This window comes from Cereibacter azotoformans (assembly GCF_021391315.1).
Taxonomy (GTDB): Bacteria; Pseudomonadota; Alphaproteobacteria; order Rhodobacterales; family Rhodobacteraceae; genus Cereibacter_A; species Cereibacter_A azotoformans.
In genome coordinates, this window is record NZ_CP090021.1 from 2,275,577 (window position 1) to 2,289,978 (window position 14,402).

14 protein-coding genes are annotated in these 14,402 nt (G+C 68.8%); 7 read left to right on the forward strand and 7 right to left on the reverse strand.

Annotated elements, in window-relative coordinates:
- Positions 1 to 7: 7 nt before the first annotated feature.
- Positions 8 to 745, reverse strand: a complete 738-nt coding sequence (locus LV780_RS11370; RefSeq protein ID WP_108220967.1) for an N-formylglutamate amidohydrolase — start codon at positions 743 to 745, stop codon at positions 8 to 10.
- A 140-nt stretch (positions 746 to 885) separates the two neighbouring features.
- Here LV780_RS11370 and pyk point away from each other — a divergent pair, with 140 nt between their 5' ends.
- The 6 genes from pyk (at position 886) to pheT (ending at position 7,758) form a co-directional block, all read left to right on the forward strand.
- Complete coding sequence (pyk, locus tag LV780_RS11375; RefSeq protein WP_101340183.1) at positions 886 to 2,331, forward strand: pyruvate kinase; 1,446 nt, start codon at positions 886 to 888, stop codon at positions 2,329 to 2,331.
- Positions 2,332 to 2,445: 114 nt separating this feature from the next.
- A complete protein-coding gene (gene rpmI, locus LV780_RS11380) occupies positions 2,446 to 2,646 on the forward strand; it encodes a 50S ribosomal protein L35 (RefSeq protein WP_002722593.1) in 201 nt (66 codons plus the stop codon).
- Between the two features lie 12 nt (positions 2,647 to 2,658).
- On the forward strand, positions 2,659 to 3,021 hold the full coding sequence (rplT, locus tag LV780_RS11385) for a 50S ribosomal protein L20 (RefSeq protein ID WP_011909445.1): 363 nt from the start codon (positions 2,659 to 2,661) through the stop codon (positions 3,019 to 3,021).
- A gap of 139 nt (positions 3,022 to 3,160) precedes the next feature.
- Positions 3,161 to 4,243 (forward strand): phenylalanine--tRNA ligase subunit alpha, encoded by a 1,083-nt coding sequence (gene pheS / locus LV780_RS11390; RefSeq protein ID WP_108220966.1) that lies wholly within the window; start codon positions 3,161 to 3,163, stop codon positions 4,241 to 4,243.
- A gap of 33 nt (positions 4,244 to 4,276) precedes the next feature.
- On the forward strand, positions 4,277 to 5,008 hold the full coding sequence (locus tag LV780_RS11395) for a hypothetical protein (RefSeq protein WP_108220965.1): 732 nt from the start codon (positions 4,277 to 4,279) through the stop codon (positions 5,006 to 5,008).
- Between the two features lie 332 nt (positions 5,009 to 5,340).
- Entirely contained in the window at positions 5,341 to 7,758 is a 2,418-nt protein-coding gene (gene pheT, locus LV780_RS11400) for a phenylalanine--tRNA ligase subunit beta (protein ID WP_108220964.1), read from the forward strand.
- Positions 7,759 to 7,850: 92 nt separating this feature from the next.
- Here the strand turns inward: pheT and LV780_RS11405 are convergent, their stop codons facing one another.
- Together LV780_RS11405 and LV780_RS11410 are read right to left on the reverse strand one after the other, a co-directional pair.
- The gene (locus LV780_RS11405) at positions 7,851 to 8,501 is read right to left on the reverse strand and encodes a DUF1523 family protein (RefSeq protein ID WP_011909449.1); all 651 of its coding nucleotides are present in this window, start codon (positions 8,499 to 8,501) and stop codon (positions 7,851 to 7,853) included.
- Positions 8,502 to 8,508: 7 nt separating this feature from the next.
- Positions 8,509 to 8,778, reverse strand: coding sequence for a hypothetical protein (locus tag LV780_RS11410; protein WP_011909450.1), 270 nt, complete (start codon positions 8,776 to 8,778; stop codon positions 8,509 to 8,511).
- A gap of 121 nt (positions 8,779 to 8,899) precedes the next feature.
- Here LV780_RS11410 and LV780_RS11415 point away from each other — a divergent pair, with 121 nt between their 5' ends.
- Positions 8,900 to 10,171 (forward strand): acetylornithine deacetylase/succinyl-diaminopimelate desuccinylase family protein, encoded by a 1,272-nt coding sequence (locus LV780_RS11415; protein ID WP_108220963.1) that lies wholly within the window; start codon positions 8,900 to 8,902, stop codon positions 10,169 to 10,171.
- Positions 10,172 to 10,216: 45 nt separating this feature from the next.
- On the opposite strand, the gene panC is transcribed toward LV780_RS11415, so the two are convergent.
- From panC to LV780_RS11435, 4 genes are all read right to left on the reverse strand, one after another.
- Entirely contained in the window at positions 10,217 to 11,059 is an 843-nt protein-coding gene (gene panC / locus LV780_RS11420) for a pantoate--beta-alanine ligase (protein ID WP_108220962.1), read from the reverse strand.
- Positions 11,056 to 11,889 carry a 3-methyl-2-oxobutanoate hydroxymethyltransferase gene (gene panB, locus LV780_RS11425; protein WP_011909453.1) on the reverse strand — a complete coding sequence of 278 codons (834 nt, stop codon included), beginning with the start codon at positions 11,887 to 11,889 and terminating at the stop codon, positions 11,056 to 11,058. The genes panC and panB overlap by 4 nt, the downstream gene beginning before the upstream one ends.
- Positions 11,890 to 12,013: 124 nt before the next feature.
- Complete coding sequence (locus LV780_RS11430) at positions 12,014 to 12,817, reverse strand: L,D-transpeptidase (protein WP_180325118.1); 804 nt, start codon at positions 12,815 to 12,817, stop codon at positions 12,014 to 12,016.
- 125 nt (positions 12,818 to 12,942) lie between these two features.
- Complete coding sequence (locus LV780_RS11435) at positions 12,943 to 14,148, reverse strand: M24 family metallopeptidase (protein ID WP_117345024.1); 1,206 nt, start codon at positions 14,146 to 14,148, stop codon at positions 12,943 to 12,945.
- Positions 14,149 to 14,402: the final 254 nt, after the last annotated feature.

Below are 14,402 nucleotides of genomic sequence, written 5' to 3' on the forward strand. Positions count from 1 at the left end.
CCCGTTCTCATTCCGGGCAGGCGGCGAGCACCTCCTCGAGGATCGGCGCCAGCCTTTCGGCCCAGGCCACCTGCTTGGCCTCGTCCCGGATCAGGTCGTGGCGCAGCTCGATCAGCGTGTTCAGCCGGTCGCGTTGCAGGGCGTGCCGGTCGATGGAATCCCCCGGCAGATGGCCGAGGTAGGGTTGGTTGTCCCCCACGCAGAGACCGGGTTCGCCCCTGAGCCTCTCGATCAGCGCCCGGCTGAAACGGTCGTTCAGCGGCGAATGCAGGATGCCCACATGCCAGGGCCGCGGCCCCCTGCCCTGCAGCCGCGGGGTGAAGGAATGGATCGCCACGATCACCGTATCCGCCCGCCGCGCCGCCAGCCGGGCCAGCGCCGCGTGATAGGGCCGGTGGAGCGTTTCGAGCCGCCGCTCGACCTCGGCCGCATCCACATGCCGGTTGGCGGGGATGATCGTCCCGTCATAGAGGCGCATCACCAGCGTCGGGTCCTTCTCGCCCCGGTTCGGGTCGATCACCAGCCGCGAGAAGGTGGAAAGCACGCACGGCCCGTCCAGCCTCCCGGCCAGTGCCCTGGCCACGCCGGCCGCGCCCACGTCATAGGCGATGTGCCGCTCCATCTCGGCCGGCGGCAGGCCCAGATCGCCCCCCGCCACCTCGGGCGGCACGCGGTTCGAGGCATGGTCGCAGGTCACCAGCCAGCGCGAGGGGCGCTCCGCTCCCACGATCTCGAAGGCGTCCATCAGCCACTCCGTCACATCCCTGTCAGTGTCCCGGTTTAGGACGCATTGGCAGAAAGCGCCAGTTGCCGCGCCCCCGGCTTTCGGCCATAGAGGGACCGGCCCACCACGACATCGACGGAACGACAAGGAAACGAGGCAGGATGAGACGCCTTCGCAATGTAAAGATCGTGGCCACACTGGGACCGGCCTCCAACGACTATGCCACCATCCGCGCGCTGTTCGAGGCCGGAGCGGACGTGTTCCGGCTGAACATGAGCCACGGATCGCACGACGACATCCGCGCACGGCACCAGACGCTGCGCCAGATCGAGGCCGACACGGGAACGCCCGTCTGCATCCTCGCCGACCTGCAGGGGCCGAAGCTCCGCGTCGGCACCTTTGCCAACGGGTCGGAAGAGCTGGTCGAGCGCGCCCGCTTCCGGCTGGACCTGGATCCCGCGCCGGGCACGGCCGAGCGGGTGAACCTGCCCCACCCCGAGATCTTCGCGGCGCTGGAGCCCGGCTCGTCGCTGCTGGTGAACGACGGCAAGATCCGGCTCGAGGTCGCCGAGTGCGGGCCTGACTTCGCCAACTGCATCGTGACCGTGGGCGGCACCATCTCGAACCGCAAGGGCGTGAACGTGCCCGACGTGGTGCTGCCGCTGGCCGCGCTGTCGGACAAGGACCGCCGCGATCTCGAGTTCGTCTGCAACCTGGGCGTGGACTGGCTGGCGCTGTCCTTCGTGCAGCGTCCCGAGGACGTGGAAGAGGCGCGCAGCTTGGCCCGTGGCCGGGCGGCGATCCTGTCCAAGATCGAGAAGCCCGCGGCCGTGAAAGCCTTCGACGCAATCCTCGCGGTCTCGGACGGGATCATGGTCGCCCGCGGCGATCTGGGGGTGGAACTGCCGGTGCAGGCGGTGCCGCCGATCCAGAAGCGCCTCGTGCGGGGCGCCCGCGCGGCGGCCAAGCCCGTGATCGTGGCGACCCAGATGCTCGAGTCGATGATCGACTCGCCCATGCCCACCCGCGCCGAGGTCTCGGACGTGGCGACGGCCATCTACGAAGGGGCCGACGCGGTGATGCTCTCGGCCGAATCCGCCGCGGGCTCCTACCCGATCGAGGCGGTCACGACGATGAACAACACCGCCATCTCGGTCGAGAGCGATCCGGTCTATCGCGACATCATCGAGGCCAGCCGCACCGCCCGCCGCACCAGCGTCGCCGATGCCATCGTGGCCGCCGCCCGCGAGATCGCCGAGAACACGCCGATCAAGGCCATCTGCTGCTTCACCCAGACCGGCACGACCGTGTCGCTGGTGGCGCGCGAGCGGCCGCGGGTGCCGATCGTCGCCCTGACCCCGCTGGTCGAGACGGCGCGTCGCCTCTCCTTGACCTGGGGCACCCACTGCGTCGTGACCGAGCCGCAGGAGCGGTTCAAGGGCGCGGTAATCTGCGCCGCCCGCACCGCCCTCGCCGACGGCTTCGCGCGCGAGCACGAGCAGATCGCCGTGGTCGCGGGCGTGCCCTTCAACGTGCGCGGCACCACAAACATCCTGCGCGTCGCCCCCTGCGACGAGCGTCTGATCTACAGCGGCGACCCGGAATAGGCTTTCCGCTTGCACCCTGGCCCGCTCCCGGCTAAGGGAGCGGCCTTCAAACCCGCACGGCCGGCCGGAGAGGCATGCCGAGTCGTGCTTGACCACTCGCAAGAGGAGATGGAAATGCCCAAGATGAAGACCAAGTCCGCGGCGAAGAAGCGGTTCAGCTTCACCGCCACCGGCAAGGTGAAGGCCGGCCCCGCCGGCAAGCGCCACGGCATGATCAAACGCTCGACGAAATTCATCCGCGACGTCACCGGGACCATGATCCTGTCCGACGCCGACGCGAAGATCGTCAAGAAATACATGCCCTACGACCGGTAAGGAGAGCTTCACATGTCCCGCGTCAAGTCCGGCAAGGTCACCCACGCCCGCCACCGCAAGGTCATCAAGGCAGCGAAGGGCTACTACGCCGCCCGCTCCACGAACTTCCGCACCGCGACCCAGGCCGTCGACAAGGCCAACCAGTACGCGACCCGCGACCGCAAGGCCCGCAAGCGCAACTTCCGCGCGCTGTGGATCCAGCGGATCAACGCCGCCGTCCGGCTGTTCGACCTCGAGATGACCTACTCGCGCTTCATCAACGGCCTGGCGAAGGCCGGGATCGAGGTGGACCGCAAGGTGCTCGCCGACCTCGCCGTGCACGAGCCCGAGGCGTTCAACGCCATCGCCGCCCGTGCGAAGGCCGCGCTGGCCTGAGGCCCGCGAAAGTTGCCGGAAAGGCCCCGCACCCTCCGGGTGGCGGGGCTTTTTCATGGCCCGCGCGGGCGAGGGCTGCCCGCTCTGGACAAAGCGCCCCTCGCCCGGTAGCACCCGCTCACCTGCACCGGAGGCTGACATGACCGCGCTCGACACGCTCAGAGGCAAATATATCGAGGCCATCGCCAGTGCCGCCGACGAGGCCGCGCTCGAGGAGGTCCGTCTGGCTGCCTTGGGCAAGAAGGGCGAGATCAGCCTGAAGATGCGCGAACTGGGCCAGATGTCGCCCGAGGAGCGCCAGACCACCGGCGCCGCGCTGAACCGGCTGCGCGACGAGATCGACGCGAGCCTGCGCGCCCGCAAGCAGGGGCTGGCCGATGCGGCGCTGGATGCGCGGCTGAAGACCGAATGGCTCGACGTGACCCTGCCGGGCCGGCCGCGCCGGATGGGCACGATCCATCCCGTGAGCCAGGTGATGGCGGAACTGACCGCGATCTTCGCCGACATGGGCTTTGCCGTGGCCGAAGGCCCGCAGGTCGAAAGCGACTGGTTCAACTTCGATGCGCTGAACATCCCGCCCGAGCACCCGGCCCGGCAGGAGCATGACACCTTCTTCATGGCGCGCGCCGAGGGCGACGACCGCCCGCCGCACGTCCTGCGCACCCATACCTCGCCGGTGCAGATCCGCGCCATGCAGGCGCAGGGTGCGCCGATCCGGGTGATCGCGCCCGGCCGCGTCTACCGCATGGACATGGACCAGACCCACACGCCGATGTTCCACCAGGTCGAGGGGCTGGCGATCGACCGCGACATCTCGATGGCGAACCTCAAGTGGGTGCTGGAGGAATTCTGCCGCGCCTTCTTCGAGGTGCCGAGCGTCGAGCTGCGCTTCCGCGCCTCGCATTTCCCCTTCACCGAGCCGTCCGCCGAGGTGGACATCCGTTGCTCGTGGGAGGGCGGACAGCTGAAGATCGGCGAGGGCGACGGCTGGCTCGAGATCCTGGGCTCCGGCATGGTGCATCCCAAGGTGCTGGCGGCGGGCGGCGTCAACCCCGACGAGTGGCAGGGTTTCGCCTTCGGCATGGGCATCGACCGCATCGCGATGCTCAAATACGGCATCCCGGACCTGCGCGCCTTCTTCGAGAGCGACCTGCGCTGGCTGCGTCACTATGGCTTCGCCGCTCTGGACATGCCTGATCTGGCCGGGGGCCTCTCACGCTGATACCCTGACCGGATCATGGTAAAGGGTCCGGTCATGGTTAGTGTGCACCAAATCGTCACCATCCAGAACGTCATCGCGGCGACCCTCGTCGTCTGGTATTTCGCCGCGATCTACTATCTCGAGTTGCGGCGCCAGTTCCGCTACCCCGAATATCCCGCCGCACGGCGCTATCCGATGTGGCGCAGGCGCTTCCAGCTTTACGGTCAGCTTCAGGCCAACGCGCCGGGCAATGTCACCGACCGCAGCCCCGAGGCGCAGGAGGTGCTGCAGTCCTTCCTCCGCAAGGTCGAGATCCGCAGCGCCACGCTGGTCGCGCTCTGGGCCGTGCTGCTGGGGGCCGAGCTGACCTTCGCCTTCTCGATCCCGAGCTGGCAGCCGGGGCGGCTCCTGCTGATCGGCCTTGCCGTCTGCTGCCTGCCCTTCGTGCTGCGGCTGGCCTTCGGCCTCTCTCCGGTGGATCAGATCGAGACGCACCGCATCCTGACCAACAGCACGGATGATGCGACAGCCGCGCGCCGCCTGCAGGATCAACTGATCGAGGATCTCTACCGCAAGGAGCTGGCCTTCCGCTTCTCGGCGCAGGGGTTCCGCCTGATGCTGCTGGTTCTGGCTATGCTGACGGTCGGCTATCTCTCGACCTACATCGACTGGGCGGCCGTTCGGGCCCATCTGCCCGAACTGACGATGCCCAGCTTCTCGCTGCCCGAGCTGAGCCTGCCGAGCCTGAGCCTGCCCGAGTTCTCGCTGCCGAAGATCGGCTTCTGACCGGACAGGCCTGACAGGCCAAGGTCATCGCCCCGCCGGCGCCTGTGGTGCTGGCGGGGTTTGCATGTCCGGCCCCCGCAGGGACTGCAGCCCCAGCAGCCCCAGCAGCGCGAGCAGGAGACAGAGACGAAAGGGCCCGATCAGAAATCGGCGGTTCGCGGGAAGAGCAAGCATCTTGTCCATCCCTTCAACCTGCGCGTGATTCCGGGCAAAAGAATGGCGCCGGCCCGCGGTCTTCCGAACAGCCCGTTTCCCGGCCGGAAACCCCGGCCTTCCCCTTCCCGCCCGTTTGCGCTAAGGCCCGAACCGCAATCATTTCCGAGGGGCGCCCGATGAAATTCACCCTGTCCTGGCTGAAGGATCACCTCGAGACCGAGGCCCCGCTCGACGAGATCGTGACCGCCCTGACCGACCTCGGCCATGAGGTCGAAGGGGTGGAGGATCCGGCGAAGGTGCTCGGCGCCTTCCGCACCTGCCGCGTGATCGAGGCGCAGCCGCATCCGAACGCCGACCGGCTCCGCCTCTGCCGGGTCGAGACCTGGCCCGACGGCCCCGACGGCCCCTCCGAGGAGGTTCAGGTCGTCTGCGGCGCGCCGAACGCCCGCACCGGCCTCGTGGGGGTCTTCGCCCCCGTCGGCACCCATGTGCCCGGCACCGGCGTCGATCTGAAGCCCGGCGTGATCCGCGGCGTCGAGTCGAACGGCATGCTCTGCTCCGAGCGGGAACTGATGCTGTCGGATGATCACGACGGCATCATCGACCTGCCCCCGGACGCGCCGCTGGGGGTGCGCTTCATCGACTACAAGGGCGTGAACGATCCGGTGATCGAGGTGAAGATCACCCCGAACCGGCCCGACGGGCTGGGCGTCCGCGGCCTTGCGCGCGACCTCGCCGCGCGGGGCCTCGGCACCTTCCGGCCGCTTCCGATCGAGCCGGTGCCCGGCCGCTTCCCCTCGTCCGTCAGCGTGACCATCGCGCCGGAGCTGAAGGGGAAGGGTTGTCCGATCTTCGCAGGCCGCACCATCCGCGGCGTGAAGAACGGCCCCTCCCCCGACTGGCTGCAGGCACGGCTGCGCGCCGTGGGCCTGCGCCCGATCTCGGCGCTGGTGGACATCACCAACTATTTCACCATCGGGCTGAACCGCCCGCTGCATGTCTTCGACGTGGCCAGGATCAAGGGCGGCCTGCGCATCCATGCCGCAGAGGGCGGCGAGGAACTGCTGGCGCTGGACGGCAAGAGCTACACCGTGCGCGCGGGCCAGATGCTGATCTCGGACGAGGAGCAGCCGGAGTCGCTGGCCGGCATCATGGGCGGCGAACTCTCGGGCTGCACCGAAGAGACCACCGAGGTCTTCCTCGAAAGCGCCTACTGGGACCCGATCACCATCGCGGCCACCGGCCGTGCGCTCAAGATCGTCTCGGACGCGCGCTACCGGTTCGAGCGCGGCGTGGATCCGGCCTTCACCCTGCCGGGGCTTGAGTTGGCCACCCGGATGATCCTCGACCTCTGCGGCGGCGAGGCTTCGGAGGTGGTGATGGACGGCGCGGTGCCCGACACGTCGCGCGCCTATCGCTTCGATCCGAAGCGGGTGGTGAGCCTCGTCGGCATGGACATCCCCGCGGCCGAGCAGCGCGCCACGCTCGAGGCGCTCGGCTTCACCTTCGACGGCGAGATGGCCGCCCCGCCCAGCTGGCGGCCCGACGTGCAGGGCGAAGCCGATCTGGTGGAAGAGATCGCCCGCGTGGCCTCGCTGACCAAGCTGAAAGGCAAGCCCCTGCCGCGCGCGCAGGCCGGCGTGCCGAAGCCGATCCTCACCACGCTCCAGGTGCGCGAGCAGACGGCGCGGCGGACGCTGGCCGCGCTCGGCTACAACGAATGCGTCACCTACAGCTTCATCGACGAGGCGGCCGCCCGGCTCTTCGGCGGCGGATCCGAGGCGGTGCGGGTCGAGAACCCGATCTCGTCCGAGATGACCCACCTGCGCCCGGACCTACTGCCGGGCCTCTTGCGGGCGGCGGCGCGCAATCAGGCCCGCGGCTTTGCCGACATCGCGCTCTGCGAGATCGGGCCGGTCTTTGCGGGCGGCGAGCCGGGCGAGCAGCAGTTGCAGGCGACGGGCCTTCTGGTGGGGGCCGTGGCCCCGCGCGATCCGTTCGGCTCACGCCGCCCTGTCGATGTCTATGACGCGAAGGCCGATGCCGAGGCGGTGCTGGCCGCCGTGGGCGCGCCGGCCCGGATGCAGATCAGCCGCAAGGTGCCGGGCTGGTGGCACCTGGGCCGTTCGGGGATCGTGGGCCTCGGGCCGAATGTGCTGGCCACGTTCGGCGAGGTCCATCCCCGCATCCTGCGCGAGATGGACGTGAAGGGGCCCGCGGTGGCCTTCACCGTGCTCGTGGCCAATGTGCCGCTGCCGAAGGTCAAGACGCCCACGCGGCCCGCGCTGAAGCTCTCGGACCTGCAGGCGGTCGAGCGCGACTTCGCCTTCGTGGTGGATGCGTCGGTCGAGGCGCTGGCGCTGGTGAATGCGGCGCAGGGCGCCGACAAGGCGCTGATCGAGAGCGTCCGGGTGTTCGACCAGTTCGCCGGGGAGAAGGCCGAGGCGCAGATGGGACCCGGCAAGAAGTCGCTCGCGCTGACGGTGCGGCTCCTGCCGACCGACCGGACGCTGAACGACAAGGACATCGAGGCGGTCTCGGCGAAGATCGTCGAGAAGGTCTCGAAAGCCACGGGCGCCACGCTCCGCGGTTGAGGAGGGGTGGCCTCACATGAAAAGGCGCCGGGGTCCCTGCCCCGGCGCCTTTTCCGTCATCTCTGGCCGCGGCCTTTGGGCCAGCCGCTAGATCAGCTTCTCAGAGACCGCATCCAGGCCTTGAACCGGCCGACATTGGTGCGGGCGCGTTTCCGTGCGAGGTCGGAGCGGGTGTCCCAGGCATCCCCCATGTCCTCGAGCGCAGGATCGATCGTGCGCTCGCGGAACTGCATCCACATGCCCCGCACGAGGATCGCCAGACCGGCCAGCACAATGAAGAAGAAGATGTTGAACCAGGGGATCACCGTGACCTCCGGCCCATCGACCTCGCGCAGCTTCACCGCGTTGGGGAACATGCTCAACACCTGCACGCGCCAGCCGTAGCGCGTGACCACGACCCAGGTCGGACTGTCCGCGGTCGAGGTCAGGTCCTCGGCCTTGGCCTGGATGTCGGAACTGTTGAACTTGAAATAGGGCGGCCAGCCCCATTCCGTGTCCTCGTTGCGATAGACCATGGGCTTCCCGTCCGGGAAGATCGCGTAGATCACGTTGCCGAAGGTCGTACCGGAACGGGCGTCCGCCCCGGAGTTCAGGGTGCCGAACACCCTCGTGTCGCTCGGATCGATCCGCTGGATGTTGGTGCCGACGATCCGCACCACATCATGCCGCGGCAGGTTGTAGTGCAGCGCGGACAGGACAAGGACCGCCCCCAGCGCCAGAAGAGCCCATTTCAGATAACGCATGACAACCTCACGAGTAATTCAGGGTCCAGAACACGACCGTGAAGATTATGGCCGGAATGATATAGACGAGCAGGATGAGCTTCTTGCGCAAACCCTTCTCGTACTTCTTCATACCGGCCTCGATATAGGCCTCACGCGGTCCGTCGCCATACCCCTCGTCATACTCCTTCTCCAGCGCCTCGCGGCGCAGCGACCGCGAGTAGATGGACAAAAGGACGTAGAACACCGTCAGCACCACGGCGCCGATCAGCGCGACGCGGAGGAATCCGAGGATCATCGCTTTCTCCTTCCCGGCCCGGAGGGGCCGCTGCGCCGTTCTAGCGCGGGGCGGAAAGTCGCGGTATCGGGCAGATGGCCGCGCTGTTGCCCTTCGGCCTCGGGCGGGGCACTCTGCGGACATGAAGGACAGCCGCCTGATCGCCGAAGTCGAATCCCGCCGCGCCGATCTGGTCGCTCTGGCGCAGGAACTGGTGCGCATCCCCACCCTCAACCCGCCCGGGCGCAACTACCGCGAGATCTGCGAGATGCTGGCCGCGCGGCTCGCACCGGCCTTCGACGTCGAACTGATCCGCGCCGAGGGCGCGCCGGGCGATTCCGAGGCCCATCCGCGCTGGAACCTGATCGCGCGGCGGGCGGGGGCGCGGCCGGGCGACTGCGTGCATTTCAACTCGCACCATGACGTGGTCGAGGTGGGCCACGGCTGGACGCGCGAACCGTTCGGGGCCGAGGTCGAGGGGGACCGGCTTTACGGCCGTGGCGCCTGCGACATGAAGGGCGGCCTCGCCGCCTCGGTGATCGCGGCCGAGGCCTTCCTCGCCGTCTGCCCGGACTTTGCGGGCCGCATCGAGATTTCGGCCACCGCCGACGAGGAGTCGGGCGGCTTTGGCGGCGTGGCTTACCTCGCCGGGCAGGGCCGCTTTGCCCATGTCCAGCATGTGCTGATCCCCGAACCGCTGCACAAGGACCGGATCTGCCTCGGCCATCGCGGCGTCTGGTGGGCCGAGGTCGAGACCAGGGGCCGGATCGCCCACGGCTCGATGCCCTTTCTGGGCGAGAGCGCGATCCGGCACATGGGGGCGCTGCTCTCCGAGATCGAGGAGCGGCTCTATCCGCTGCTCGCCCGCCGCACCACCGCCATGCCGGTGACCCCCGAGGGCGCGCGGCAATCGACGCTCAACATCAACTCGATCCACGGCGGCGAGCCGGAGCCGGAGCCCGGATACACCGGCCTGCCCGCCCCCTGCGTGGCCGACCGTTGCCGCATCGTGATCGACCGCCGCTTCCTGATCGAGGAGGATCTGGCCGAGGTGAAGGCCGAGTTGCACGCCCTCGCCGCCCGGCTGGCCGAGACCCGCCCCGGCTTCGCCTTCGAGATCCGGGACCTCTTCGAGGTGCAGCCCACCATGACCGACCGCGAAGCCCCAGTGGTGCGCTCGACCGCCGCCGCCATCGAGCGGGTTCTGGCGCGGCAGGCGGATTACGTGGTCTCGCCCGGCACCTACGATCAGAAGCACATCGACCGGATCGGCAAGCTGAAGAACTGCATCGCCTACGGGCCGGGGCTGCTGCATCTGGCGCACCAGCCCGACGAGTGGGTGGGCATCCAGGACATGCTGGACAGCGCCAAGGTCATGGCGCTGGTGCTGGCCGACCTGCTCGACCGTCCGTGACGGGTCCGGCCGGGCCTCGGCAGGCCGTGACAGCCGGCAACCGCCTCAGACGGGGATGTTGTCGATCAGCCGCACGCCGTCCAGCGTCGCCGCCGCCAGCAGCCGGCCCTCGCCCTCGAGCCGCTCCATCGGAAGAAGCAGGTCCGCCGTGCGCAGTTCGAGATAGTCCACCGTGTCGAAACCCGCCGCCAGCACCTCGGAGCGCGCCTGCGCCAGCCCCTCGGGCACCGGCAGGCCGCCCCGCATCGCCGCCGCCGCCGCCTGCATCGCACGGCAGAGCGCCGGCGCCCGCGCGCGCCCCTCGGCCGACAGGCGGATGTTGCGCGAGGACATGGCCAGCCCGTCGGGCTCGCGCACCGTGGGGCAGCCCTCGATCGCGATCGGAATGTTGAGATCGGCCACCAGCCGCTGCACGACCATCAGTTGCTGCCAGTCCTTCTCGCCGAAGAAGGCACGGTCGGCGCGCGTCATGCCGAAGAGCTTGGCCACCACCGTGGCCACCCCGTCGAAATGGCCCGGCCGGTGCGCGCCTTCCAGAGGCTCGCTGACGCCCGTCACCGAGACGGTGGTGGCAAAGCCGCGCGGATAGACCTCCTCGGGCGGCGGGGCGAAGATCGCATCCACCCCCACCTGCGCCAGAAGCGCGGCATCCTGCTCTTCGGTCCGCGGATATTTCTCGAGATCGGCCGGATTGTTGAACTGGCGCGGGTTGACGAAGATCGTCACGATCACCCGTTCGCAGGCGGCGCGGGCCCGGCGGGCCAGGCTCAGGTGCCCGTCATGCAGCGCGCCCATCGTCGGCACCACGCCCACCGTCGCCCCCGCGGCCTTCCAGTCCGCAACGTGGGCGCGCAGCTCTGCCACCGACCGCAGAACGGTGGGCGTCACGGCTGCTTCCCCTTCAGCTCGTCGGGAAAGACATGTTCGGACGCCGGAAAGCGGCGCGCCCGGACCTCGGCCGCATAGGCGGCGATGGCCTCGTCGGCCGCCGTTCCGAGTTCGCCATACCGCTTGACGAACTTGGGGCGGAAGTCGGTGAAGAGACCCAGCATGTCGTCGAGCACCAGCACCTGCCCGTCGCAATGGGCCGAGGCGCCGATGCCGATGGTCGGGATCGCGACCCGCTGGGTGATGCGCTGCGAGAGCCCGTCCGGCACCTTCTCGAGCACGACCGAGAAGGCGCCGGCCTCGGCCACGGCGATGGCATCCTCCATCACGCGGTCCGCGTCGGCGCCACGGCCCTGAACCTTGTAGCCGCCCAGCGCATTGACCGCCTGCGGCGTCAATCCGACATGCGCCATGACCGGAATGCCGCGCTCGACAAGGAAGCGGATCGTCCCGGCCATGTGCCGTCCACCCTCGAGCTTGACGGCCGCGCAGCCGGTCTCGGCCATCAGGCGGCGGGCGTTGGCGAAGGCCTGCGCGGGGCTTTCCTCGTAGCTGCCGAAGGGCATGTCGATCACGAGCATCGCGCGCGAGGTGCCGCGGGCGACGGCCTTGCCGTGCAGGATCATCATTTCCATCGTCACGCCGAGCGTCGTGGGCAGGCCGTGGACCACCATGCCGAGGCTGTCGCCCACCAGCGTGATGTCGCAATGGGCATCGACCAGACGCGCCATCGGCGTCGTGTAGGCGGTGAGGCAGACAAGCGGCTCACCGCCCTTCCGCGCCAGAATGTCGGCCGCCATCACCGGACGGACCGGGCTGTTCACGCTCATCGCTCTGCTCTCCTCCCAGAGGAACCATCGGCTTGGGTATAAAGGCCAAAGACCGGAAGGGCCAGAAGGCAAGTGCCGGAGGACGCGCGGCTTCTTCCGGCACGGGACCGCCGTCGGCGGCGCCTCAGCGGGCGGTGGCCGGGATGCCCGAGAGAAGGACGCGCTCCTCCTCGGTCAGGGGTTCGCCGGGGCCTGCGGCGATCCGGCCGAACGCGTCATCATGGAACGGCCCCTCCAGCTCGAGCGACTCGGCCTGCGTGCGCACCTTGACCGGCGTGCCGATGCGCGTGCGGTTGTAGAGGTCGATCGCATCCTGATTGAAGAGCCGGATGCAGCCCGCCGATGTGGCGTGCCCGATCGAGGCGTTCTGCACCGTGCCGTGGATGCGGAACATCGTGTCCCGCCCCCCGCGGTAAAGGTAGAGCGCGCGCGCGCCCAGCGGATTTTCCAGCCCGCCGGGAAGGCCCGCGGCGTAGGGCGCATACATCTCGGGCTGGGTGCGGATCATGTTGGCCGTCGGCTGCCACGAGGGCCACTCGCGCTTGCGCTGAACGGTGGCCGAGCCGCGGAAGGCAAGGCCCGCACGTCCCACGGCGATGGCGTAGCGCATGGCCCGCCCCTCTTCGAGCACATAATAGAGCCGCCGGGCGAAGGTATCGACGACGATGGTTCCCGGCCGGTCGGGCCCGGCATAGGGCACCTCCTGCCGTATGGCGTCGGGCGTCAGGTAGCGCATCGGCACCGGCTCGATGAAGAACTCGCCATCCTGGATGCCGGGATAAAGCGGATGCTCCTTCGGCCCCTCCAGCGGAGCGGGCGCCTGGGCGCAGGCAGCGAGAAACGGCAGAAGCGCCATCAGCGCGAAAGAGAGGATGCGGCCGGTCACGGTGAACCCATCTAGCTGGAGGAAACGCCGTTGATCGGACATGGCGCAGGGGATCGCGTCAAGGGTGTGGGAACGGAAAGGGCGCAGGCGTGGCGCCAGAGGATCACTTCCGCCCTCCGGGCCCGCGGATCGCAGGCCCGGCGACCGTTCCGGCCGCGGCGCCTGCGTCAGGCGATCACGTTGAACCCCGGACCGTAGGGATAGCCGGTGATGTTCTCGTTCCCCTCCTCGGTGATCACGAGGATGTCGTGCTCGCGGTAGCCGCCGGCGCCGGGCTGGCCTGCGCCGAGCGTCAGCATCGGCTCCATCGAGATCACCATGCCGGGCTCGAGCACCGTCTCGATATCCTCGCGCAGTTCGAGCCCCGCCTCGCGGCCATAGTAGTGCGACAGGATGCCGAAGGAATGGCCATAGCCGAAGGTGCGGTAGCGCAGCAGGTCGCGCTCCTCAAGGAAGGCGTTGATCTTCGCCGTCACCTCGGCACAGGAGGCGCCGGGCTTCAGCAGCGAGATGCCATATTCATGGGCGGCGACGTTGGCCTCCCAGATCCGCAGGCTCGCCTCATCCACCTCGCCCAGAAAGAGCGTGCGCTCGAGCGCGGTGTAATAGCCCGAGATCATCGGAAAGCAGTTCAGCGAGAGGATGTCGCCGCGCTCAAGCGCCCGGTTCGTGACCGGGTTGTGCGCGCCGTCCGTGTTCAGGCCGGACTGGAACCAGACCCAGCTGTCGCGGTATTCGGCCCCGGGAAAGCGCAGGGCTATTTCGCGCTCCATCGCGTCGCGGCCGGCCATCGCAATCTCCAGCTCGGTCGCGCCCACGCGGATCGCGTCGCGGATGGCGTAGCCGCCCACATCCGCCACCTGCGCGCCCTGACGGATGAGCGCGATCTCGGCCGGAGATTTCACCATGCGCTGCGCCATCGTGCCGGGGGCGATATCCATCCCCCGCTTGGGTTTCAGGAAGGCGTTCAGTTTCTCGGCCTGCACCATGGTCAGATGGTCGGCCTCGCAGCCGATGGCACGGCCCGTGCCGGTGACCTGCGAGACCGTCCGCCAGAAGTTGTCCCGCTGCCAGTCCGTGTAGGTGATGTTGTCGCCGAAGCTCCGCCGCCAGGGCTGGCCCGCGTCGATGCCCGCGCTGATCGTCACGCAATCGGTGGGCGTGACGACGCAGGCATAGGGCCGCCCGAACGAGCAGTAGAGGAAGCCGGAATAGTAGGCCACGTTGTGCATCGAGGTCAGCACGACCGCATCGAGCGAATGCAGCTCCATCAGGTCGCGCAGACCTTCGAGCCGGGCCTCGTATTCCTCGGGCGCGAAGGGCAGCGACGCCTTCTCGCCGTTGTGGAAGCGGTAGTTTTCGGGACGTTCCATCTCGGACCTCATCGAAGGGGGTCCGCGTTCAGGGGACCCCGTAAGAGTCCCGGCGTACAGGACGGTCACGGGGCGAACCCCGCCAGCGCTGGAAAGCCCTGGCCTTCCCCGCAGCGACGCCATCGCCACGTGCGCCTTTTCTCGCCCCGAAGCCCTGCCGGGACTGCGGGCCGTGTGGTTTCATCCCGCGCCGCCGTCGTCCTGTCAAGCGGCGCGGGCCAGCCTTAACGCGGGCGCATCAGGCGCCGTGCGCG

Excerpts from the sequence above, each read along its gene's own strand:
- LV780_RS11410 (WP_011909450.1), bottom strand. The coding sequence starts at position 8,778 with ATGATCCTCGGATTCCTCCGCGTCGCGCTGATCGGCGCCGTGGTGCTG.
- LV780_RS11405 (WP_011909449.1), bottom strand. The coding sequence starts at position 8,501 with ATGCGTTATCTGAAATGGGCTCTTCTGGCGCTGGGGGCGGTCCTTGTC.
- LV780_RS11435 (WP_117345024.1), bottom strand. The coding sequence starts at position 14,148 with ATGGAACGTCCCGAAAACTACCGCTTCCACAACGGCGAGAAGGCGTCG.
- LV780_RS11395 (WP_108220965.1), top strand. The coding sequence starts at position 4,277 with ATGGTTAGTGTGCACCAAATCGTCACCATCCAGAACGTCATCGCGGCG.
- panB (WP_011909453.1), bottom strand. The coding sequence starts at position 11,889 with ATGAGCGTGAACAGCCCGGTCCGTCCGGTGATGGCGGCCGACATTCTG.
- LV780_RS11370 (WP_108220967.1), bottom strand. The coding sequence starts at position 745 with ATGGACGCCTTCGAGATCGTGGGAGCGGAGCGCCCCTCGCGCTGGCTG.
- pheS (WP_108220966.1), top strand. The coding sequence starts at position 3,161 with ATGACCGCGCTCGACACGCTCAGAGGCAAATATATCGAGGCCATCGCC.
- LV780_RS11430 (WP_180325118.1), bottom strand. The coding sequence starts at position 12,817 with ATGTCCGATCAACGGCGTTTCCTCCAGCTAGATGGGTTCACCGTGACC.
- pyk (WP_101340183.1), top strand. The coding sequence starts at position 886 with ATGAGACGCCTTCGCAATGTAAAGATCGTGGCCACACTGGGACCGGCC.
- LV780_RS11415 (WP_108220963.1), top strand. The coding sequence starts at position 8,900 with ATGAAGGACAGCCGCCTGATCGCCGAAGTCGAATCCCGCCGCGCCGAT.
- rpmI (WP_002722593.1), top strand. The coding sequence starts at position 2,446 with ATGCCCAAGATGAAGACCAAGTCCGCGGCGAAGAAGCGGTTCAGCTTC.
- pheT (WP_108220964.1), top strand. The coding sequence starts at position 5,341 with ATGAAATTCACCCTGTCCTGGCTGAAGGATCACCTCGAGACCGAGGCC.
- rplT (WP_011909445.1), top strand. The coding sequence starts at position 2,659 with ATGTCCCGCGTCAAGTCCGGCAAGGTCACCCACGCCCGCCACCGCAAG.